We start from the raw sequence: 13,749 nt of genomic DNA, 5'->3' as shown, positions 1-13,749 counted from the left end.
GGCGCGCATTTTCTGTCTTGCGGGTGAAGAGCGCGGGTAGAAGATCAGCCGTCCTGCGACGGCTCAACGACGTGTTGCGATCAACGCAGGGAAGTGACCTCCTGGGTCACGCCCCAGCCATCGAGAATACCGCCCAGTGGTACCACGACCTCCTCAAGATCGTGTTCGAAATCACCGATGGCGGCGTGGGTGGCGAACATCACCTTGCTGATCTGCAGGCTCCAGCCGCCGTCATCGCGGGCTTCAACCTGGGTTCTCAGCGATTCACCGCGAAACTGCCGGGCAGCTTTGCGGGCGTTCTGTTCATCGGAAAAGATGGCGAAAAAATCGATGGGATGAATGCGAGCGAAATCGAAGCCACCTTCCTTCATCCGGCGCAACACGTTGACGCTGATATCCTCCGAGAGGGGCTTTTCCATGGTACGCACCTCCTGTCGAGACGTTCAGAGTGTATTCCCCGCCAACGAACACGCCCTGCGCGGGCGTATTCCGGGCACTTCAGTGTGCCGCCGGGAAACGTCAAATGGCGCAACGTCCCCCGAAATGGTGGCCAACTCCGCCGAACGCGCCGAGCGGCGCAACGGAATTCACCGGCCACATTTCTCAGCGTAGCGTCTGCGCGAGCGCCCTGCCGCTCCTTTGACGCTTTGCGCCGCTCGGCGGCGACAGGCGGCAGATGGACGCAACCCCGCGCCGCTAGCCGCCCAGCGCGATGCACAGGCCGGTCATGGCCACGCCCAGCGCCATGAACCCCAGCGCACCCGGCCAGGGCGAATCGCCGGACCAGCGACTGAGCAGCCAGCCCAGGCCGAACAGCATGGCCACGCCGATACCCTGGGCCAGACGCAGCGCCAGCAGGTCGTCGGGCACCAGCCACAACGGCAGGAGCAGTGGCAGGGTGATGCCGGTGACCAGCAGCACGATCAGCAGCGCCGCCAGCCAGATCTCCGCACCGCCATGACGCAGTTGCCCGGTGCCCAGCTCGGAGCGCATCAGGCGCTGGCGCAACCGCCAGACCTCGTCGGGCTCCAGCGCAGCCACCAGGCGCGGCGGCAGGAACTCATCGAGTTCGTCGCGAAAATCCACGTCGCTGGACGTCCTGCGCAGGGCGCGCAGGCGGCCATGTCGGTACACCCGCTCGACCCGCAGGCGCACCAGCAACATCATTGCGTCAACCAGGCCCCAGGCCAGGTTGCAGCCCAGCGCGGCGATGATCAGGTCCTGCCGGCTGGCCCCGCCGCTGGCGGCGGAAATCACCGAAATGATGGTCAGCGTCATGATCACCCCGTAGGTCATCTCGCTGATGCGATCAAAGGGTGAGGTGATGTCCTGCAGCACGCGCTGCCAGGCCGATGGCTGGGGTTCCGGGGTTGGCTGCATGGGACGACCTCCTCTGCCGCCCCTGCAGTCTACTCAGGCGCGGCTGAGCCAGGCCATCACCCAGCGATTGATCGCCGGCGGCGACAACTGGCCGGACCAGTACATGGCACGGAACATCGCGCCAATGGGTCGATGCACTCCGCCACTCTGGGCCTGACGCCACGCGGCGTGGGCGATGTCCTCTGCCACCAGGGTCACGCCCAGGCGCCGCAGCACCGGCGGCTCGACGGTCTGGCTGGCCACCATCGGCGTGCGTACGAAGGGCGGCATCAGGTCGGCGACGCGAATACCCAGCTCGCGCCATTCCAGCTCCAGCGCCTCGGTCAGCCCGCGCACGGCGAACTTCGACGCCGAATAACTGGCCATCTGCGGCACGCCATAGAGTCCGGACGCCGATCCCATGTTCAGCACCTGGGCGCCCACCGTGCGCTTGAGGAACGGCAGCGCCGCATAGCAGCAGTTCAGTACGCCCTGCACGTTGATCGCGATGATGCGGTTGTGCTCCGCCAGGCTGATGTCCTCGAAGCGACCGAAGCGCAGGATGCCCGCGCAGTTGAACAGCAGGCGCAGGTGGCCGCCGTTGGCGTCGGTGAACTCGCGCACCGCCGCCGTCACCGCCTCGGCATCGGTGACATCCAGCGCTCGCTGCCAGGCGCCGCCCAGCTCGGACGCCAATGCCGCCAGCGGTTCGGGGTTCAGGTCGATCAGGCCAACGCACCAGCCACGCTGGTGGAACAGTTTCGCGGTGGCGGCGCCGATACCCGAGGCCGCTCCGCTGATCAGGATGGTGTTCATCGTGGCATTCCTTGCTCAGGGACGGGGTGCACGGCGGCGGACTGCAGATGCCCGGCCTGCAGATGACCGGCGAGGAAGTTGGCGACGTCCTGCAAGGCGCGGTCAGCCACGTCGAGCAGGCCGGCGTGGGCCTGGAACACATGCCAGCAGCCGGGGAAACGCTGCAGTTGCACGGTGTTGCCGTAACGCCGGGCAGCATCGACGAAGCGCAGGCTGTCGTTGCGCAGTACCTCGTCCTCGCCGACCTGAATCAGCAGCGGCGGCAGGCCGGTGAGATCAGCGTGCACGGGCGACAGCTGGGCGTCCGCGCGGGGCACGCCCGGCGGGCAGAACATCGCCATGGCGCTGTCCATCCAGGCGCGGGTGATCAGCGGATCGCCTGCGGCCGGCGCGTGCAGGTGCTCGGCGGACAGATCGGTCACCGGCGAGAAAGCCACCAGCGCGCCCGGCGCCGGCAGACCTTGCGCCCTGGCTTCCAGCGCCAGTTGCAGGGTCAGGTGGCCGCCGGCGGAATCCCCGGCCACGGCAATGGCGTGCGCGGGGATGCCCTTGTCCAGCAGCGCCCGGTAGGCCGCCACGGCGTCTTCGCGCTGGGCGGGGAAGCGATGCTCGGGCGCCAGGCGGTAGTCGATCACCCAGACCTCGGCCTCGCAGCGCCGCGCCAGGTTGGCGGTGATCGCACGATGGGTGGCGGGCGAGCCGATCAGGTAGGCGCCGCCATGCAGGTAGAGGATCACCCTGCCCTCGCCCACCCCTGCTGGTCGCCAGACTTCAGCGGGAACACCCCCCAGTGTCGTCTGCTCACGGTGTACGCCGCGGGGCGTGAGCGTGGCAGCCGTCAGCCCACGCAGCAACGCGCGCTGCGCCTTCACCGGCAATTGCGGGCCCATCAGCCCACGGAACAACAGGTTGAGCGCGCCGCGCAGGGTGGCGGTGAGCACTCTTTGTTTGCTCGACAACGGCACTACGGGTTCAACGGATGCAGTCATAGTCGGCGAACTCCGGCTGACGGGTCTGTTGGCGGTAGCGGAAAGTGAAGCCCGGCCAATTCACGGTGTTGCGCCCGCTGGCGGTCTTGTACCAGCTGCTGCAACCGCGCTCCCAGATGGTGTGTTGCAGGTCGTGCTGCAACTGGCGATTGAAGCCCTGCTGCACCTGCGGCTTGAGGTCCAGGTACTTCAGGCCGTCGCGCTGGATGCGCTGCAGGCAACCGAGCACATAGGGAAACTGGCTTTCCAGCATGTAGATGATGGAGTTGTGCCCCAGGTTGGTGTTCGGTCCGTAGAGGATGAAGAAGTTCGGGAAGCCGCTGACGCTGATGCCCTTGTACGCCTCGGCGCCATCCCTCCAGGCCTGGTTCAGTTCGCGACCGGCCAGGCCGGTAATGCGCATCGGCGCGAGGAACTCGGTGGCGGCGAAGCCGGTGCCGTAGATGATGCTGTCCACCGGATGCAGCACACCGTCGCGGGTGACGATGGCGTCTTCGGTCACTTCGCGGATGCCGGTGTCCACCAGCTTCACGTTGCTGCGCGCCAGCGCCGGGTAGTAGTCGTTGCTGATCAGGATGCGCTTGCAGCCCATGGGGTAATCCGGCTCCAGCCGAGCGCGCAGTTGTGGATCGCTGATGCTCTTGCGCAGGTTCAGGTGGAAGCTCACCCGCATGACTTTCATCATTGGCGGGAACACCGTGAACGCCAGTGCGCGCGCCTCGTGCTGGATGTACTTCAGGCCTCGATCCAGGCGCTGCAGCCAGGGCAGGCGCGCCTTGATACGGCGTTCCCAGTCGGCGTAGGGCCGGTCCGGCTTGGGGATGACGTAGGCGGCGCTGCGCTGGAACAGCAGCAGCTCGGCGACCTTCGGGGCGATCTGCGGGACGAACTGGATGGCGCTGGCGCCAGTGCCGACCACCGCGACGCGCTTGCCGTCCAGCGGCGTGCCGTGGTCCCACTGCGCGGAGTGGAAGGCCTTGCCCTGGAAGCGTTCGATACCCGGAAGCCGGGGGATCAGCGGGCGACTCAGCTGGCCGAGGGCGCAGACCAGCGACTGGGCGCGCAATGCCTCGCCGTCGGCGCAGGTGACGAGCCATTCGCCGGCCGCTTCATCGAAGCGGGCCTCTCGGACTTCGCAGTTGAAGCGGATGCGCTCGCGCAGACGGTATTTGTCCGCACAGTGCCGGGCGTAGTCGAGGATTTCCGCCTGGGGGGCGAACTTGCGCGACCAGTCGGCCTTGGGCTCGAAGGAGAAGGAATACAGGTGCGAAGGCACGTCGCAGGCAGCGCCCGGATACACGTTCTCGCGCCAGCAACCGCCAACGTCGGCGGCCTTCTCGAGGATCAGGAAGTCCTGGATGCCGGCTTTCTGCAGACGAATCGCCAGGCCCAGGCCGGCGAAGCCGGCGCCGATGATCAGCACGCGCGGGGCGGCCGGTCGACGGGATGATGTTGTCATTGTTGTGCTCCCGATTCTGAAGTCCGCACAGCGGCGGATGACACCATCCTAGTGCGACTTCCTACCGCAGGTTATGGCATAGTCGGACATAAAATTGTGACTTTCGGTCAGACGAGAGTCCGCCAGATCCGCGAGGACGCAATGCCAGTTACCCCACCCTGGTCGCCCCGGCGCAGCGCCGTCAGCGTGCAGCTCATGACCCAGTTCGGCCTCGACCACGGCATGACCCTGGAGCAGTGCCTGGACGGCACCGACCTGGACATCGGGATACTCGCGGACCCCGGCGCCGAAGTGGAGGCCGCGCAGGAGCTGGAACTGGTGCGCAACATTCACCGGCACATCGGCCAGCGCCCCGGCATCGGGCTCAAGGCGGGCCTGCGCTATCACCTCAACACCTACGGCATCTGGGGTTTCGCCCTGCTCAGCAGCTCGACCTTCCTCAGCGCCGCGCACCTGGGCCTGCGCTACCTCGACCTGACCTACGCCTTCCACCGCATGACGCTGGAGGAGCACGACGGCGAGGCGCACCTGGTGCTCGACGATTCCGCCGTCCCCGAGGACGTGCGCGATTTCCTCATCGACCGCGACGGCGGCGGCGTGCTGCGTATCCAGCGCGATCTCACCAACCAGCCACCGCCGATCCGCCAGGCGCTGTTCCGCCGCGCCGCGCCGGCCGACCTGCAGCCCTACATCGACGAACTGGGCGTGAAGCCGCTGTTTGGCCAGGCGGAGAACCGCATCGTCTTTGACAGCCGCATCCTCGAGTTGCCATTGCCGGGCGCCAACCCGGAAGTGGCGCGGCGTTGCGAGGAGCAGTGTCGCGCCCTGCTCGCCCGGCGCCAGGTGCGCACCGGGCTGTCCGGGCAGATCCGCGACCGCCTGCTGGGCACGCCAGGGCGCCTTCCGGACATGGAACAACTGGCAGACGAACTGCACATGACGTCGCGCACCCTGCGTCGCCGGCTGGAGACCGAGGGCAGCAGTTATCGCGCATTGCTGGACGAGGTTCGCCAGGCCCTGGCCGAGGAGTTGCTGGCCACCGGGGCGATTCGTCTGGAGGAGATTGCCGAGCGGCTCGGCTACGGCGAGGTGTCGAACTTCATCCACGCCTTCCGCCGTTGGAAGGGCGTGACGCCGGGACGTTTCCGCCGCGGCTAGCAGACCTGTGACCTCGCGCTGGAGCAGCAGCAGGCTGAGCGCCCTGGGGTCGACGCGCAGCAGAGCGCCGAGAGGGCTTAGAAGACCAGCTTGTAACCGATCATGGCCAGCATCACGGCCAGGCAGGGTCGCAGGATACCGTCGGGAATACGCCCGGCCAGGTGACTGCCGACATAGATACCCGGCAGCGAGCCGACCAACAGGTAGCCCAGCAGGCCCCAGTCCATGTTGCCCATGCTGGCGTGGCCGAGGCCGGCGACCAGGGTCAGGGGCACGGCGTGGGCGATCTCGGTGCCGACAAGACGGCGGGTCGCGAGGAAGGGATAGAGGATGAACAGCGCCACGGTGCCCAGTGCGCCAGCGCCAATGGACGTCAGCGCTACCATCGCGCCAAGGATGGCGCCGGTGATCACGGTCAGCGTGTTCAGCTTCGAGCCGCTGAAGTGGAAGCTGTCGCCGGCATGGCGCTGGGCGAACGCCAGCACCTGCTTCTTGAACAGCACGGCCAGCGCGGTGAGCAGCAGCACGACGCCCAGGGCGTTCTTGATCACGGCATTCATGGCCGCGGTATCGGTGTGCAGGCTGTGCAGGAACCACAGCGTCAGCGCCGCCGCCGGAACGCTGCCCAGGGCCAGCCAGCCGGTGATGCGCCAATCGATGTTGTCGTTCTTGCGATGAACCAGAACGCCGCCGGACTTGGTGATGGCGGCATAGAGCAGGTCGGTGCCTACTGCGGCGGCGGGGTTGATACCGAACCAGAGGAGAATCGGCGTCATCAGCGAACCGCCGCCGACACCCGTCATTCCAACGATAAAGCCAACGACAAGACCCGCGACTACGAAACCGATACTGCCAACATCCATCTACGCGTCCTGACTGGCGAAACTGATCACCTCGTGGTGTGGGCGGCAGGATAACGACTTTTCTTATAATCCATTAGATCGATGTGGTCTTACTTTATAACTTGATTTTGCGAGTGGAACGGTCGCTCGCTCTGCGCCCGCAGCCTCTGGGACGGGCCTTTCACGAGCCTGCTACCGGGTGCTCGCGCGCGGCGTGCAGAAATGCAAAAGGGGCCCGAAGGCCCCTTTCACTTACCACTCGATCACTTCACGTCAGGCTTGCCGTCGACCACACCGGTCTTGTTGTCCAGCAGGGCCTGGGTGGCGGTCTGGATGAAGGACTCCAGACGGGTCTTCATCTCCGACTGCTCGGGCGTGTTCTCGACGCGAGTCGCACTGAAGTCCTTGCCCAGCTTGTAGTCATAGACACGGATGTCGCCTTCCTTGGGCTTGATCAGGATACGGTTGCCGTACACCAGCGCCACGTCCTGGCCACTGCCCGACGGCTTGATCATGCCGAAGCCCTTGTCGCCCTCGGGCAGGTTCAGTAGGTCGCGACCCCAGCACTGATGGCGAGCCTCGCCGCCCAGACGGCCCATGATGGTCGGCACAATGTCGATCTGAGTGCCAACGGTGTCGCGGGTGGCGCCGTACTTGTCCTGGATACCGGGTGCGATGACCAGCAGCGGTACGTTGAAGCGGAACAGGTCCATCTCGGTCAGCTGCTCCGGGGTACCGAAGCCGTGGTCGCCGACAACCACGAAAATGGTGTCCTTGTAGTACGGCGACTTCTTGGCCTTCTCGAAGAACTGACCCAGGGACCAGTCCGAGTAGCGCATCGCGGTCAGGTGCTCATCCAGGCTGCCGTAGCCGGTCACCGGCTGCACCGGCAGCTCCTTGGGCAGCGCGTAGGGCACGTGGTTGGAGAGGGTCTGCAACAGCGCATAGAACGGCTTGCCGGTGGCGTGCAGCTTGTCCAGTTCCTCGTTGCCACGGGCGAACATGTCCTGGTCGGACACGCCCCAGGTCGGGTCGGAGAACACCGGGTTGACGAAGTCATTGCGGCCGATGAACGTGGTCATGCCCTGATTGGCGAAGAAGCCGGACTGGTTGTCCCAGGCGAAGTCGCCGTTGTAGACGTACACGTCCTCGAACTTGCGCGCCGACAGCAGCTGCGGCAGGCCGGAGAACTTGTGGCCACCCTCGGGCGTCTGCATCAGGTACTCGAAGCCCGGCAGGTTGGGGAAGCACGCCATGGTGGCGAACATGCCCTGGTGGGTGTGGGTGCCGTTGGAGAAGTACTGGGTGAACAGCAGACCTTCCTTCGACAGCTTGTCGAAGTACGGGGTGATGTTGCCGGGAGCACCCAGCGCGCCGACGTAATGACCGGCGAAGCTTTCCATCAGGATCACCACGACGTTCTTCACCGGCAGGGTGCCATCGGCCGGCGGCGTGTAGTCGCGGCGGACCGGAGCGTCATCGACGTCGACCAGCTTGTCGTCCGGCATCACCAGCATCTTGCGCACGGTGGCCAGCGCCTGGTCCTGCGGCAGGGTCGATTTCCAGATGTTGTCGCGCTCTTCGGAGAAGCGGCTCTCGGCGGCCTTGATCAGGCTCAGGGTGCCGTTCAGGCCGAGCTGGTTGGCGAACTGCGAGTCAGTGGTGAAGGCATCGCCCCAGCGCAGCGGCGGGCCCTGGCGCAGGGTGCCACGGGCAGCGACGACGCACAGCACGATCAGCACCAGCAGCACGGCGACGCGGATATACCAGGCAGCGGCAGACGGACCGCTGGCAGCCGGGCGGGTGGCGCGGTCGATGCCACGGAACAGCATGTACAGCAGCCAGGTGGCGATCGCCCAGGCCAGCAGGTAGCGGACCACCGGATAGCCGTACCAGATCATGCTCATGACCGTCTTCGGGTCTTCGGACATGTACTGGAACACCAGGCTGTTCAGGCGCTGGTGGAATTCGCGGTAGAAGTCCATCTCCAGCACGCCGAGGAACAGCGTGATGCTCGCGGCGATGGTCAGCCAGGCCTTCCACAGCCAGCGCCAGCCCATGGCACGCACGCTGACCACAGCGAACACCAGGGGAGCGACGATGTAGACCACCGCGCGGATGTCGAAACGCATGCCGGTGAGGAAGGCTTCGACGAAGGTGGAGGCCGGCGTGGCGCCGATCAGCTCGCGGTTGTAGATGAACAGCGCAAGGCGCAGCAGGGAGTACATCACCATCAGCGTGACGACGCTGAGCGCGGTGAACGCCAGGTGGCTGGACACGGTCGGCCGCGTGAGGCTCGCACCGGTCTGGCGGTTGGTCAGGACTTCTGATTGGCCCATTTCTAGGTTCCGTTGTGAACGTTCAGGGTTCGAAGGCGCGTCGCCATGGCCGGGCGAAAGGATTGCCCGTGCGAGCGCAAAAAGCTGCGGCATTACACCGCAAAAGCGGCGGCATCGCATTCTATTGTGCGCGCCGTAAGCGGACACACAGTCTGGCCGTGGATTCGTATCGAGATGATGCGAACACGAACCAGCCCGGATGAGACCGCCTGACGGCGGTTATGTTGCCGGACGGCATGTGAAGAAAATGTCCCGGCGCGCGGGAAACCACGGGCATTGTGCGAAGCCCGCCACGCGATCAGCGCGGCGGGCGGCCGTGGATCAGTCGTTGGCCGGCTTGCCGATGGCCTGCAGCACATACTGCGGCAGGGCAAAGGCGCCCTGGTGGATCGCCGGGTTGTAGTAGCGGGTCTGGATGCCGCTGGCAGCGAAGCGCTGGGCCAGGGTGGCACTGTCGACCTGGCGTAGCGCCGGATTGGTCGAACCCCAGGCGAAGGTCATCGAGCCGCCGATGTAGGTCGGCACGGCTGCCTGGTAGAAGTGCCAGTCGGCGAACAGGCCGTTCATCCGACCAGCCGTGTTGCGCACGGTGTCCAGTTGCATGAACGGCGTGCCGTTCTGGGTCACCAGCACGCCACCCGCGTTCAGACAGCGGTGGCAGGCCTGGTAGAAGTTCTCCGAGAACAGCACTTCACCCGGACCGATCGGATCGGTGGAGTCGGAGATGATCACGTCGAACGTCTCGGGGGTCGTGGCGACGAAACGCATGCCATCGTCGATCACCAGGTTCAGCCGCGCATCGTCGAACGCGCCCTGGGAATGGTTGGGCAGGAACTCCTTGCACATGTCGACCACGGTGCCATCGATCTCGACCATGGTGATGTGCTCGACGCTCGCATGCTTGGATACCTCGCGCAGCATGCCACCGTCGCCGCCGCCGATGATCAGCACGCGCTTGGCGTTGCCATGGGCGAGGATCGGCACGTGGGTGAGCATCTCGTGGTAGATGAACTCGTCGGCCTCGGTGGTCTGGATCACCCCGTCCAGCGCCATTACCCGGCCCATACGGGCATTCTCGAAGATCACCAGGTGCTGGTGCTCGGTGCGCACCTCGTGGAGCATCCTGTCGACGCTGAAACGCTGGCCATAGCCGTCGTAGAGGGTTTCCTGGTAATCGTGCATGCGGTGGTCTCCCGTCGGGACAAGACAGTAGGAGGGGACGGCCGGGCCGCCCCGAAAGAGGCGCGCATTCTACGTGCCGGAAGATGACAGGTCGAACCCTGCCTGTCGGTGCCGTCGCTCAAAAGAACCCACCCGCGCCAGTTTGAAAGTCAGGGGCGGGAGGACAGCCCCGCGCGCAACAGGTAAGGTCGCCGCATGAACAGCACAGCCCCTGCACCCCGGATCGTCCGCCTGCCCTACCACGCTCCGTGGGATTGGCAGCAATTCCACGACCACTTCGCCCTGCGCAGCCTGGCCGGCGTCGAATGTCTGTCGCCCCGGCGCTACGCCCGCAGCGTGCGGCTGGGCGCAGACAGTGGCTGGTTCAGCATCACGCCGCTGGACGACACCGCCGAACTGCAGTTGGAACTGTACGTGGCGGCCCGTCACGCCGAGGTGCTGACGGCACGGGTGCGCAAGATGTTCGACCTGGACAGCAACCCCGCGCAGATCGCGGAACACCTGGGCAACGATGCCGTACTCGGTCCGCTCCTGCTGCAAGCCCCCGGCCTGCGCCTGCCCACCGCGTTCGACCCATTCGAGCAGGCGGTGCGCGCCATTGTCGGCCAGCAGGTCACGGTGAAGGCCGCCGTGACCATCGTCGGGCGACTGGTGCAGCGCCTGGGTGAAGCCTTGCCGAGAGGCGGAGAGATCCAAGGCGAGCCGACACGGTTGTTCCCGACGCCCGAATCCCTGGCCGAAGCCGACCTCGCCGGCATCGGCATGCCCGGCAAGCGCGTGGAAACCCTGCAGCGCTTCTCCGCCGCCTGCGCCAGCGGCGCGCTGGAGCTGCATGTGGACGGTGGCGCCGAGGACCTGGTGAAGCGCCTCTGCGCCCTCCCCGGCATCGGCCCCTGGACCGCCGAGTACGTCGCCCTGCGTGCCTTCGGCGATCCCGACGCCTTCCCCGCCGCCGACCTGGGCCTGCTCAAGTCGCCGGTCTGGGGCGCCGAAGGCATTACCGCGCGCGAGCTGCAACGCCGCGCCGAGGCCTGGCGGCCGTGGCGCGCCTATGCCGCCGTCTATCTATGGCACGCTTACTCCCAGGCGGGCCGCACCGGAGGATGACCATGCACTACCGCTACCACGACAGCCCCACCGGTCGCCTGCTGCTCGCCGGCGACGAGGGCGGCCTGCGAATGCTCTACATGGACCTGGAAACCCGCCACTACCCCGAGCCGGACTGGCAACAGGGCAGTCCGATGCTCGACGGCGTGGCACGGCAACTGGACGAGTACTTCGCCGGCAAGCGCCAGCGTTTCGACGTGCGCCTCAATACCGGCGGCACCGAGTTCCAGCGTCAGGTCTGGCAGGCACTGCTGGACATTCCCTACGGCTACACCACCGTCTATGCGGAACTCGCGCGGCGCATCGGCCGGCCCAAGGCGATCCGCGCGGTAGGCACGGCCAACGGTGCCAACCCGATCAGCATCATCGTTCCCTGCCATCGGGTGATCGGCAGCAACGGCAACCTCACCGGCTACGCCGGCGGTCTGCCGCGCAAGGAACTGCTGCTGCGTCTGGAAGGCGCGCTGGAACAGTCTGACAGACTGCCCCAAGGAAGCATCCGGCCTAGAACCCCCGCCTAGAAATCGAAGGAAGTCTGCGCGGCCTGTGGGTCTTCGAAGCCTTCCAGCGCCAGCATGCGCATCTTCGAGGTACTGCCGCCCGGTGCGGAGAAGCCGCCGGTCTTGCCACCACTGGCGAGCACGCGGTGGCACGGGATGATCAGCGGGATCGGGTTGCTGCCCATCGCTTGTCCCACCGCGCGGGACAAACCGACATCACCCAGGCGCCGGGCGATCTCGCCGTAGGTCGTGGTTTCACCACGCCCCAGCTGGAGAATGTCGTCGTAGACACGGCGGTGGAAATCGCTCACTGCCGACAGGTCCAGCGGCAGATTGTCGAAGGACACCGCCTCGCCCCGCGCATACCCCAGGATCAGCTGGCGCGCCTCATCGATGAACGTCGGCCAGTGCGCGGTTTCGCTGGCGAGCTTGTCGAAGCGCTCGCGCACGCTGTGCACCGAGTCGCCCGGCAGATAGGCGCGCGTGATTCCCTGCGGGCTCCAGGCGAGCCCGAACCAGCCGAGGTCTGTTTCGATCAGGCAGTACTGCATCGGCCGAGTCTCTATCCCTGCGCCCTATCCCACAACCCTTTCCGCCTTCAGCACGACCTCGCACCAGCGCCGCAGCTCGCCACCGATGGCACTCGCCGCATCGCCCGGGCGCTCGAAGGCCCACCACAACTGCGCCCCCTGCCACTGGCTGGCCATCAGTCGACCAAGCACTGGCTGCCGTTGCGGATCGTCGCTCAGCCGCCGGCCCAGCGCGGCCGCCAGCGCAGCGCCCCAGCGCGCGCCGCGCTCACGCAACAAGGGGTCGCGCATGTCCTCGCGGAGGATCAACAGTCCTTCGGCGTAATCCGTCTCGCCCTCGCCCACCGGGAACATCGCCACCAGCATCCGCACCGCACCCTCCGGGCTCAGCTCGGCGCTCTCGTCGAGCCGTGCGGTCTGCTCGTCCAGCTGGTCCCAGGCGCGTAGCAGCGCGGCACGCAGGAACTCTGCCTTGGTCGCGTAGCGTTGCACCAGCGTCGCGGCGGACAGCCCGACCTCGCGCCCCACGGCGGCGAAGGTCACCGCCTCCGGCCCTTCGCGCATCATCAATGCCATCGCGGCATCGAGTATCGCCTCGTCACTCACCGTCTTGGTTCGAGCCATTCCACCCTCTTTTATAAATGAACATTCATTTATATATTGACGCAAAGCTTACCCAAGGAGACCCCACATGGCCAGGATTCTCGGCTACATCGCCAGCAGCCTCGACGGCTTCATCGCCACCCCGCAGCACGGGCTGGACTGGCTGTTCAAGCATGACCAGCTGCAACTGGGCGAACACGACTACGGCCTGTTCCTCCAGCGCATCCGCACGGTGGTCATGGGCCGCGCGACCTACGACTTCCTCGCAGCCGCCCCCGGCCCCTGGCCGTACGGCGAGCAGCGCGTACTGGTGGTGACCTCCCGTCCCCTCGAGAACCCGAAAGGAGAGTTGGAGACCCGCAGCGATGTGGATGCGCTGATCACGGAACTGCGCGCGCTGGACGATGGCGATGCGTGGATGCTTGGCGGCGGCCAGTTGCAGATGGCCTTCCTGGAGCGTGGGGCGCTGGATGAGCTGGAAATCTATGTGATGCCGGAAATCATCGGTGGCGGCTATCCGCTGTTCCCGCCCAGCGGTTTGCGGGCGTCACCGACGCTGTTGTCGGCCAAGGTCATCGAGCCGGGGTGTGTGCGGATGCATTATCGGTTTGATTGACGATCAGCCGGGTATTTTGGAGCTGATGGTGGGGTTTCGCGGACAAGGTCCGCTCGTACGGGGAAGACCGTGCCGTGCGGTTCGCGAGCAAGTTCGCTCCTACGAAGAGCACCTTGACCCCGGCTCTGGCTCTAGCTCTGGCTCTGAAGGCTTCCAGAGAAATACCCGCACACTCCGAACGCCCCGTTCAGGAGGCCTCGTTGAATTGGAGTTTCAGGGGTTAAGCGACATGGATGTCGCGAGAACGTT

Annotated in this window: 14 protein-coding genes; 4 read left to right on the top strand and 10 right to left on the bottom strand. The window is 65.9% G+C overall.

Annotated elements, in window-relative coordinates:
• Positions 1 to 80: 80 nt before the first annotated feature.
• From AC1ZV1_RS10690 to AC1ZV1_RS10670, 5 genes are all read right to left on the bottom strand, one after another.
• Positions 81 to 419, bottom strand: a complete 339-nt coding sequence (locus AC1ZV1_RS10690) for a ribonuclease E inhibitor RraB (RefSeq protein WP_024765445.1) — start codon at positions 417 to 419, stop codon at positions 81 to 83.
• 277 nt (positions 420 to 696) lie between these two features.
• Positions 697 to 1,380: a hypothetical protein gene (locus tag AC1ZV1_RS10685; protein ID WP_484296683.1), complete on the bottom strand. Its 684-nt coding sequence runs from the start codon at positions 1,378 to 1,380 to the stop codon at positions 697 to 699.
• Positions 1,381 to 1,413: 33 nt separating this feature from the next.
• Positions 1,414 to 2,175 carry an SDR family oxidoreductase gene (locus AC1ZV1_RS10680; RefSeq protein ID WP_484296682.1) on the bottom strand — a complete coding sequence of 254 codons (762 nt, stop codon included), beginning with the start codon at positions 2,173 to 2,175 and terminating at the stop codon, positions 1,414 to 1,416.
• Positions 2,172 to 3,164, bottom strand: a complete 993-nt coding sequence (locus AC1ZV1_RS10675) for an alpha/beta hydrolase (RefSeq protein WP_484296681.1) — start codon at positions 3,162 to 3,164, stop codon at positions 2,172 to 2,174. Before AC1ZV1_RS10675 ends, AC1ZV1_RS10680 begins: the two co-directional genes overlap by 4 nt.
• Positions 3,148 to 4,623, bottom strand: a complete 1,476-nt coding sequence (locus AC1ZV1_RS10670) for a flavin-containing monooxygenase (protein WP_484296680.1) — start codon at positions 4,621 to 4,623, stop codon at positions 3,148 to 3,150. The genes AC1ZV1_RS10675 and AC1ZV1_RS10670 overlap by 17 nt, the downstream gene beginning before the upstream one ends.
• A 141-nt stretch (positions 4,624 to 4,764) precedes the next feature.
• Here AC1ZV1_RS10670 and AC1ZV1_RS10665 point away from each other — a divergent pair, with 141 nt between their 5' ends.
• On the top strand, positions 4,765 to 5,781 hold the full coding sequence (locus tag AC1ZV1_RS10665) for an AraC family transcriptional regulator (protein WP_484296679.1): 1,017 nt from the start codon (positions 4,765 to 4,767) through the stop codon (positions 5,779 to 5,781).
• A gap of 77 nt (positions 5,782 to 5,858) precedes the next feature.
• Here the strand turns inward: AC1ZV1_RS10665 and AC1ZV1_RS10660 are convergent, their stop codons facing one another.
• The 3 genes from AC1ZV1_RS10660 to speE form a co-directional block, all read right to left on the bottom strand.
• Positions 5,859 to 6,644 carry a sulfite exporter TauE/SafE family protein gene (locus tag AC1ZV1_RS10660; protein WP_484296678.1) on the bottom strand — a complete coding sequence of 262 codons (786 nt, stop codon included), beginning with the start codon at positions 6,642 to 6,644 and terminating at the stop codon, positions 5,859 to 5,861.
• A 242-nt stretch (positions 6,645 to 6,886) separates the two neighbouring features.
• Positions 6,887 to 8,962, bottom strand: coding sequence for an LTA synthase family protein (locus AC1ZV1_RS10655; protein WP_484296677.1), 2,076 nt, complete (start codon positions 8,960 to 8,962; stop codon positions 6,887 to 6,889).
• A 321-nt stretch (positions 8,963 to 9,283) separates the two neighbouring features.
• Entirely contained in the window at positions 9,284 to 10,144 is an 861-nt protein-coding gene (gene speE / locus AC1ZV1_RS10650; protein WP_484296676.1) for a polyamine aminopropyltransferase, read from the bottom strand.
• Between the two features lie 195 nt (positions 10,145 to 10,339).
• On the opposite strand from speE, the gene AC1ZV1_RS10645 reads away from it, so the two are divergent.
• Complete coding sequence (locus tag AC1ZV1_RS10645; RefSeq protein WP_484296675.1) at positions 10,340 to 11,251, top strand: DNA-3-methyladenine glycosylase family protein; 912 nt, start codon at positions 10,340 to 10,342, stop codon at positions 11,249 to 11,251.
• 2 nt (positions 11,252 to 11,253) lie between these two features.
• Positions 11,254 to 11,772 carry a methylated-DNA--[protein]-cysteine S-methyltransferase gene (locus AC1ZV1_RS10640; protein ID WP_484296674.1) on the top strand — a complete coding sequence of 173 codons (519 nt, stop codon included), beginning with the start codon at positions 11,254 to 11,256 and terminating at the stop codon, positions 11,770 to 11,772.
• Here the strand turns inward: AC1ZV1_RS10640 and AC1ZV1_RS10635 are convergent.
• Together AC1ZV1_RS10635 and AC1ZV1_RS10630 are read right to left on the bottom strand one after the other, a co-directional pair.
• The gene (locus AC1ZV1_RS10635) at positions 11,769 to 12,302 is read right to left on the bottom strand and encodes a methylated-DNA--[protein]-cysteine S-methyltransferase (RefSeq protein WP_484296673.1); all 534 of its coding nucleotides are present in this window, start codon (positions 12,300 to 12,302) and stop codon (positions 11,769 to 11,771) included. The genes AC1ZV1_RS10640 and AC1ZV1_RS10635 overlap by 4 nt on opposite strands.
• A gap of 24 nt (positions 12,303 to 12,326) precedes the next feature.
• The gene (locus tag AC1ZV1_RS10630) at positions 12,327 to 12,905 is read right to left on the bottom strand and encodes a TetR/AcrR family transcriptional regulator (protein ID WP_484296672.1); all 579 of its coding nucleotides are present in this window, start codon (positions 12,903 to 12,905) and stop codon (positions 12,327 to 12,329) included.
• Between the two features lie 67 nt (positions 12,906 to 12,972).
• Here AC1ZV1_RS10630 and AC1ZV1_RS10625 point away from each other — a divergent pair, with 67 nt between their 5' ends.
• Positions 12,973 to 13,500, top strand: coding sequence for a dihydrofolate reductase family protein (locus tag AC1ZV1_RS10625; protein ID WP_484296671.1), 528 nt, complete (start codon positions 12,973 to 12,975; stop codon positions 13,498 to 13,500).
• Positions 13,501 to 13,749 lie beyond the last annotated feature (249 nt).

Source organism: Pseudomonas sp. BB438 (genome assembly GCF_057180225.1).
Note: the sequence above shows the minus strand (reverse complement) of the source record. Positions and strands in the feature narration are given on the sequence as shown.

Coding starts and splice junctions, on each gene's coding strand:
- AC1ZV1_RS10660 (WP_484296678.1), bottom strand. CDS start 6,644: ATGGATGTTGGCAGTATCGGTTTCGTAGTCGCGGGTCTTGTCGTTGGC.
- AC1ZV1_RS10665 (WP_484296679.1), top strand. CDS start 4,765: ATGCCAGTTACCCCACCCTGGTCGCCCCGGCGCAGCGCCGTCAGCGTG.
- AC1ZV1_RS10690 (WP_024765445.1), bottom strand. CDS start 419: ATGGAAAAGCCCCTCTCGGAGGATATCAGCGTCAACGTGTTGCGCCGG.
- AC1ZV1_RS10630 (WP_484296672.1), bottom strand. CDS start 12,905: ATGGCTCGAACCAAGACGGTGAGTGACGAGGCGATACTCGATGCCGCG.
- AC1ZV1_RS10635 (WP_484296673.1), bottom strand. CDS start 12,302: ATGCAGTACTGCCTGATCGAAACAGACCTCGGCTGGTTCGGGCTCGCC.
- AC1ZV1_RS10670 (WP_484296680.1), bottom strand. CDS start 4,623: ATGACAACATCATCCCGTCGACCGGCCGCCCCGCGCGTGCTGATCATC.
- AC1ZV1_RS10685 (WP_484296683.1), bottom strand. CDS start 1,380: ATGCAGCCAACCCCGGAACCCCAGCCATCGGCCTGGCAGCGCGTGCTG.
- AC1ZV1_RS10640 (WP_484296674.1), top strand. CDS start 11,254: ATGCACTACCGCTACCACGACAGCCCCACCGGTCGCCTGCTGCTCGCC.
- AC1ZV1_RS10655 (WP_484296677.1), bottom strand. CDS start 8,962: ATGGGCCAATCAGAAGTCCTGACCAACCGCCAGACCGGTGCGAGCCTC.
- AC1ZV1_RS10680 (WP_484296682.1), bottom strand. CDS start 2,175: ATGAACACCATCCTGATCAGCGGAGCGGCCTCGGGTATCGGCGCCGCC.
- AC1ZV1_RS10625 (WP_484296671.1), top strand. CDS start 12,973: ATGGCCAGGATTCTCGGCTACATCGCCAGCAGCCTCGACGGCTTCATC.
- AC1ZV1_RS10645 (WP_484296675.1), top strand. CDS start 10,340: ATGAACAGCACAGCCCCTGCACCCCGGATCGTCCGCCTGCCCTACCAC.
- AC1ZV1_RS10675 (WP_484296681.1), bottom strand. CDS start 3,164: ATGACTGCATCCGTTGAACCCGTAGTGCCGTTGTCGAGCAAACAAAGA.
- speE (WP_484296676.1), bottom strand. CDS start 10,144: ATGCACGATTACCAGGAAACCCTCTACGACGGCTATGGCCAGCGTTTC.